The following is an 8025-nucleotide window of genomic DNA, read 5'->3' as shown; positions in this document are numbered from 1 at the left end:
GTTGATACTTGCTGGTGTATCATCATTGGCAACAAGCAAGGCTGCATCCACGACAATAGTAACCTCAGCGCTAGAACAATTTGTTGGGTTCAATACCTCACAAATTGAATATGGATAAAAATAGGTGCCTGCTGGAGTTTCCGGTGTAACCGTAATCGCCCCGTCACCATTCATCGTAATATTCGCATGTGGACTTACGCCAGGTGTTAAGCTGACTTCCGTAGGATCAACAACATTACCGTTCAGCGTATCGTTATCCAATACCGAAACCGTCGTACCACCATCTTTACCGTTGATACTTGCTGGTGTATCATCATTGGCAACAAGCAGATTTGTAACGGTAATAAATATAGCACTCTGATTATTATCTAATTCATTATCTTGTGTATCGGACTCCACATCCGCCACGTTATTGGTATCCCCAGTCTCCAATACTAGCGCACGTATCGTTAATTGAGCTTCCTGATCAACATCCAAGTCACCAATAGTCCATAATCCCGTAGTTTCGTCATAATTACCAATACTGGCAACAGCCGAGACAAAAGAAAAACCTGATTTAAGAATATCCGTCAGCACCGTATTCACGGCCATAGCCGGACCATAGTTTTTAACATCCAGTGTAAACACAATCTCCTGGCCCACCTTCTTCGCATAGCTATCCGCCGTCTTCACCACTTCCAAATCTGCCGAACAACCATTGACCACCACTTGAATAGCGTTCTCAATCGTACAACCTTCATTAGTTACGATTTTCAGGATATATTCACCCGCATCACTAAAAGCGACCTCCGGAATACTGATACTTGCTTCCGTAGAAATGACGGCACCATCTTTTTCCCAAGAAAAGGAAATCACAGTTCCAATAGGACCAGCATTAAGTTCCAAAGGTTGACCTAAGCACAGTACGCCATCAGTAGGGTTTGCATGAATTATATTAATTGAGTTTGCGTCTAGCATTTCAAACTCATATGGCGTGGAGCCAAATGAATTGCTAATGTTGAATTCGTAGACACCCAAAGTCAAACCACTAACAGAAAAGACGGTATTACCTTCTGGGCCAACCGTTCCTTCAAAATAAGGAGTATAAGGACCGCCATCCGCTTTGCGTCTATATTGAAAACGATAATCAGGCTGCATATCCTCCATGATCACCGACAAGGTTCCTGTCGTTAATCCCGAACAAATTAAACCACCAGACCGTATGCCATCTACGAGGATAGGTAATACGCCACCTGCAGTCAACTCAACGGTATAAACATTCATATAACATTCAGGCTTATCTTGGTTGTTACCATAGGTACTTACCATATAGTTAACGATCGTATAAGTGCCTGGTGCTAAATTAGACCACTTCAAGTTTCGCATACCCACCAGTACATTTGTCGGATAACCAGCAGGACCATCAATAATTTTATGACGAACTGTACTACCGCCAATACTTGTATTCGAAAAACCGGTGTAAGTAGGCGTTAACTGCAAATCAAAGTTTCCAGAAACAAGCTCTATAGGCTCAAAGACCGTCTGCACATCGTAAACGAAGTTTGGCATGGTTAAATTTCTGGCCACGTAATCAGCCCCAGGACAGTTAAAGGTAACCTCCATATCATACCTCACTCCTGCTGCAATGCCACTTGCAACGACAACCGTAGCCATGGTATTTGCCGGCTCACTATTTATGGTGACACTGCCTAACAGTCTACCCGTCACCTGTTCAATCGCTTTGACGGTCATTGGGTAAGCATTAGGCTCCCCATTTGGTAAATCAAGCACTGCTAAACGTCCTGCATTCTTATCACAGCCATCAGGTTGTGTCCGTCGTTGGAGTTGCTTTTTCGCGATAGGGGCTACTACAATAATTTTCTCTATCACAATCCCACATTCATTATAAACAAGGGCTTTATAGCGTTTATTAGGCACAAGCTCGTGTTTCACCAAGTGCGCACCAATTGGCCAGTTGGTCTCGGGTATCGCATCGCCACCGATAACCTCATTATTTGTTCCATCAATTTCAAAAATCCGATATTTTACCGTTCCTCCTACCAACGAAGCGGCAGGCGTAGAGGTAGAATTGTCTACTGCAGAAATAAACACGAGTTCCACATTTTTCTTTGTCCCAGTTTCACAAAACCCTTCACCAGGCTGCCTATCATTCAATGGTCGCACAGCCATCCCTACATTAATAGTAGCTACGTTTTCAGGTTTACAATTATCCCTTACTTCAACACCAATAAGGTTAGAAGTCGAGGTAATCATATCCCGATTGGCCGCATTAGCGGCAATTGACGTCTTATTTGCATATGCTGTCCAAGCGCTCCAAGCATTATTCCCTAAACGCATTCGATATTCCAAGGTAGGCGACTTACTATTCACGTCTACAATGGCTGGATTAAAATCATAGGTACAGGCGCCAGCTCCAAGTGCAAAAGCAAAATTATTTACGTTTCTACTTAACACAATCGGTGTGGGCGTCAGTAAATCTTCCGTTACTTGAGCCGCCCGAACAACAGTAGCACCACAGGCATCCCTAAGCGTAACCTGATAGGATCCTTTTACCAGTCCTTTGAAGACATTGCTACTTTGAAAATTCACCCCATCAATGGAATACTCAAAAGGCTCTTTCACATTTAGCATGCCTTTATTATCATGAACGGTAAGTGTACCTGCCGCTACACAGGGTATTTCATACGCTGTAGCTTCAACGACATTGGTTATGGATGGAGACGCATATTCTAGTAGCACTGTTGCGACCTTTACGCCGACTAGGTTCGCCCCTTGATACACCGCTACGGTGTATGTACCCGCTGGTACCGCCAAAAACTCAGGAAGCTCTTGTTGTGGCCGCAGTTGCGTAGAAGGATTGATTAGCGCAAACCGCGTTTGCGCGTTAATACCAGTTGCCTGAACGCTAATTGTTCCGTTTCCAGGACAGGTTACATTCGTGGATAACACCGTAAAGTCAGTGACCTGTGCTATTGTCTTTATTTGCCCCAACATTAGTAGGCACAATAGCCCAATGGAGGAAATCCGTTTTAGTAAAGAAGAAAGGTCCATCTATGGGATAGTTTTGTTAAAAAAAAGTTAAATAGCGACATTCGGTATTTCATAAGCATTAATAACAAGCAACATAGGATTTTGTTTCACTTATAGTTCAACAATTTAACTCTTAAGAATTTTGTTAAACAATAGTGTCCATCTAAAAAATAGAAAACTCAGAATTGAACAACTATTTTTTTAGTAGGATAAAAAGATTAAAGTTCCGCAAATCACAAAACGCCAAATCATCAAGTAATATGAGATGAAATCAGTGAAATAAGAACTGTTTAAATAGACTAACGACTAATTTCAATCGAATACCTGCACATGATATTATAAAAGTGCCTCATGTAGCGAATTAGCCTGACAAGCTTAAACGTTTACATCGATAAACGGATTAATGAACCTTAACGACTATTTCCTATGGGCTAGAAAAAAGAGTAACTTAAATGTTCTTCTTTTTTTTGCTTTCTAGACCGTTTTCGAAACATCATCAAATTTAGTTCCTCTTTAATGAACATTTATCAGAAATGTCTTAATCTAATACTAATTAAACTTTTACGGGCTTAAATCATTACTCAACAGCTCTACTTTTAGTGAGCCTTTACAGAAATAATGGTCTACCAAATTATTAGGAAACAATGTATTGATTTTTAATAAAGGGATGTTGCCCCTACTGTTATTAACATAAAGTATCAATCGGCTACATGTAGCCTTCATTTTACGTCTCAACAAAATAAATTAAATGGAAATCATAACTATCCTTGGCTTCGCAGTGCTTATATTCCTGCTACAAAACCTAAAAAATGAAATCACAACGCTTCGGCGAGGATTAGACGAGGCCCTTGATCAGCTAATTTCTATTAGGCAAACTTTTGAAGACAAACAGGAAGATACGCTTGAACCGGTTGACCTCCAGCCCGACCTTCAACTTGCTGAAGCGCCTATCACTGTCGAGGAAGAGCACAGCATACCTATAGAAGTCGACGCCGTGCCAGCATATGAGACGGATGAACCTATCGAACAGCATATTGTCGCCGAAACTACATATCCTACAGAAGAACTGCTACCAAGCCTTCCAGAACCGACTTTTCTGCAAGAAGTCGAAGACAACGATGTGTATGTACAGGAGGAAGATTTAGTACCGGAGCTTGATTGGTTTGAGCGGTTTAGACGGGATAACCCGGATATAGAAAAATTTATTGGTGAAAACCTCATCAATAAAATAGGTATTATCATCTTGGTATTAGGGATAAGCTACTTTGTAAAATATGCTATCGACCGAGACTGGATAAACGAGCCTGGTCGCGTGGGAATCGGCATACTATCGGGTGGTATTTTGTTAGGTATAGCGCATCGTCTACGTGCCAAGTTTAAAGCCTTTAGTTCAGTGCTTGTTGCCGGAGCGATATCGGTTTTTTACTTCACCATGGGCATTGCTTTTCACGACTATGGTTTGTTTAGCCAAACTGTGGCTTTTACAATAATGGTCTGTATTATGCTATTTTCCGTATTTGTGTCGCTAGCCTATAAACGGCAGGAGCTGGCCATCTTAGCCACAATTGCGGGTTTTGCTGTTCCTTTTATGGTAAGTACCGGGCAAACAAATTACCATGTACTCTTAACCTATCTCTGCATCTTAAACTGCGGGATATTAACGATGTCATACTTTAAACGTTGGTTTATCCTGAATTTCACAGCCTTTATATTAACATTTTTTATCGTGTTGGGTTGGTATGCCTTATTAAAAGATAGCAGCATAATGGTACAGCAGCATACCTTGATATATAGCAGTTTATTTTACCTCATCTTTAACCTTGCTTTTATTATTAATAATATTAGGCAGAAAACAAAATTCACCAACTACGAAATTTTCGCCGTAATCATCAATAATGCAGCCTATTATGGCATTGGCTATCAGACTGTACATATAATAGCCCCTCAATACGCAGGTCTGTTTACTTTAGGCATCGGAATTTTTAACCTGTTATCAGCGTCCTTCATTTATAAACGCTATAAGTTGGACAAAAACATTATTTATGTACTTATCGGTTTAGCTTTAACATTTACGACCCTTACCATACCGGTACAATTTGAAGGAAATTATATTACGATATTCTGGGCCTGTGAAGCCATTTTATTATTCTGGTTAACGAATAAAACAAAATTATATGGTTTTGTGGTTGGTGCTATTATTGTTCAATGGCTATCGGTTCTAAGCCTATTTATAGATTTAGTAGCCTATCCCAATAAGACGGTGGCCTTTGTGTTGGGCTTCAATTCTACTTTTATAACGGGCTTAACGGTTATTGGCACCTTCCTATTCACTTATAGGATGTTAAAAAAACATGCATATGTTTATACGTTTGTTGAGTTCACCTTTGATCCGGTCTTTTATCGGAAGATTCTCTATGCTACAGTCCTACTATTCGCCTATTTTTTACCCATCATAGAGATCAGTTATCAGGCGAAAAATTTCTTTAGCAATAGCGCTACAATAAATTTCTTTCCATACCTATACCATATGCTGTACAGCACTATTTTAATCTACTATATTCAAAACCGAAGTTCTTCCCTCCGCGCAATAACGAAGGTCTTGATTATTGTCAATATGGCGGCATACCTATTAATTGTCTACCGATTGCCATTAATAGAGAAAATGCAAGCATTATCCAGTAATAGCAAAGATCTACCACTAGCTTTCCTATTCCACTACATCAGCCTACTGCTACTGCTATCTCAAACTTGGACATTCATCAAAACATTCCTATTCGAAGGTGAAAAACTGATGAAATCGCAGCAGCTATGGTTATGGTTTATTGGCTTTTTCATCGTGTACCTATGTAGTAGCGAACTCAATATCATCTGCTTGATTAACACCGTATCGAAAAACCATTATAATGAGACCTTCTCTATGGTTATTAGAGCTTTATTCCCTATTCTTTGGGGTCTATTATCTTTTATCTTCTTAACAGTGGGCATAAAAAGAAACCTGAAGATTGTGCGCATCATCGCGTTAACCCTATTGGGTATAACCATCGCAAAGCTCTTTTTATTCGATATTTCCGAAATATCGGAAACTGGGAAAATTATTGCTTTTATCTTATTAGGTGCCTTAATATTAGTTATATCTTTTGTATATCAAAAAATTAAAAACCTTGTTGTCGATACCAATGAGCAAACAGATGACTAAAAAACTTTTATTCTTTCTGCTTGGTTACTTTTTTACGGCTCTGGGGCAGGCACAACAAATTCAAGGGCAATTAATGGCGACCGACAACGGCTACCATATCATTCCTATACCCGAGGCTTTTCGTGCCTTATTAGGTAACGATGTAGGGATGTTACGACTAAAGAATGAAAATGGTCGAGAAATTCCTTATGTCCTAAAAAAGCTTCCAGAAAGTAAAATAAACTTTAAATCGGCACAGTACAAACGCGTGTTGAGCGATAGCAGCGAGCAGATTATCATAGAGAACCCGAATCGAGAAGAGTGGCAATCAATCTCCTTCCGCATCGCGAATACGAATGTAAAAAAAAGGTATACCCTAGCGGGTAGTAATGATCTACAGCGTTGGTTTAGTATTGAAAGTTATGGGGTACTAAGCGATTTAAATGCGATAAATCAAACGACGTCTATTAAATCAATCAGTTTCCCGCTTAACGATTACAAATACCTACGTTTTATCTTCGATAACACAAGAACAGCTCCTATAAATATTTTGGAAATCGGCTTCATCACGAATGAAAAGATAAAATCGACGCTGGAGCAATTACATACGTTGAAGAGTACAATTGTAAACGACCCTAGAACGAAAAGCACCATTATACTTTTCACCAAGCCCAATCGTTTACCTGTAGACCATATTCAGTTTCATATTACGACACCTAAACAATACTATAGACAGGCTAAAATTTTTAATATACTGAAAAACACGACAAACCAACAGGCACAACAAAATCAAACAGCTTACTTTACATTAACGGAAAGAAACCTTACAGGTCAGCCTATAACGAATAACTATTCGGAAACATTTTGCATTGTCATCGCTAATGAAGACAATGCTCCATTACAGATAGACAGTATTTCTGCCTACCAGCTACCGATAGAAATTATCGCCGACCTCACAGCTGGATCTAGTTATGTTTTGGAAGCAGACAACAATTGGCATGCTCCAAATTACGATTTAGCGATGATTAACATGGAGCTTCCCTCACACATCCCAATCGCAAACGTAACACAAATAAAGTCGTTGGCAGTTAAAGTTCCACAAAAAACAGAACCCGAAGAAAAGGAAGAAAACAGCCGCACCCTACTGATTGTCTGCTCAATAATTGGTGTGGCTATCGCCTTTTATTTTGGACATAGCTTGTTAAAAGATCTACGTAAAGAGTAGTTGTACTACGCCTATAAGAACCTTTATATACATGCAGAAATAGGAAAAACAGGGTATTCCGCGACACTTACTCAAACCAATATACAACATTGGCATTAATGCAAGCGGTACGACGGACGTCTTTTAATTCATCCGTTAGTAACAATTTTACAGAAACACCAACAATACCATTGATCCAATCTACTAGAAATGTAAAAAGCAACTCCCACGAGTTGCTTTTTACATTATGGACAATCTACGACACCTGATTTAAACGTTCCAGCTTCCTAAATCACCTACTTTTATTATCCAGTTTTAAACATGTCTTAATTCGAGGTCTTTTAAACTTCTTTTGGCCTTCCCTCCTTCATGCCAACACTAAATTTAGTTAATCCTTATATGATAACACACAAAAGTGTGTAGGGCGACCTTTACGTCCTTACTTACCCAATTTATACATACAGTTTTAACCTTATCGGCACAGCAAATTTTATACATGTTGAAAGAGTGAATATACGCAATGTTATCACCTTCTTTCATTCCCCACACTAAAGAGGGAATTACGAGATCCGCTCATCACATGGATATTTAAATAATAAGAGCAGATCATCTATAC

General features: G+C 39.4%; 4 protein-coding genes. 2 read left to right on the top strand and 2 right to left on the bottom strand.

Annotated features, from left to right (window positions below):
* Window positions 1-3051, bottom strand: a 3051-nt coding sequence (locus WH223_RS13665; RefSeq protein ID WP_340048288.1) for a DUF11 domain-containing protein, incomplete at its 3' end; no start/stop codon positions are given.
* A gap of 727 nt (window positions 3052-3778) precedes the next feature.
* Between WH223_RS13665 and WH223_RS13660 the strand changes: the two genes are divergently transcribed.
* Both WH223_RS13660 and WH223_RS13655 read left to right on the top strand, forming a co-directional pair.
* Window positions 3779-6226: a DUF2339 domain-containing protein gene (locus WH223_RS13660; protein WP_340048287.1), complete on the top strand. Its 2448-nt coding sequence runs from the start codon at window positions 3779-3781 to the stop codon at window positions 6224-6226.
* Complete coding sequence (locus WH223_RS13655) at window positions 6219-7430, top strand: DUF3999 family protein (protein ID WP_340048286.1); 1212 nt, start codon at window positions 6219-6221, stop codon at window positions 7428-7430. The genes WH223_RS13660 and WH223_RS13655 overlap by 8 nt, the downstream gene beginning before the upstream one ends.
* 67 nt (window positions 7431-7497) lie before the next feature.
* Here WH223_RS13655 and WH223_RS13650 read toward each other — a convergent pair whose 3' ends face one another.
* Window positions 7498-7632: a hypothetical protein gene (locus WH223_RS13650; RefSeq protein ID WP_340048285.1), complete on the bottom strand. Its 135-nt coding sequence runs from the start codon at window positions 7630-7632 to the stop codon at window positions 7498-7500.
* Window positions 7633-8025: the final 393 nt, after the last annotated feature.

This window comes from Sphingobacterium sp. MYb382, from assembly GCF_037572665.1.
Taxonomy (GTDB): domain Bacteria; phylum Bacteroidota; class Bacteroidia; order Sphingobacteriales; family Sphingobacteriaceae; genus Sphingobacterium.
This window is presented reverse-complemented; position numbering and strand designations above follow the sequence as displayed.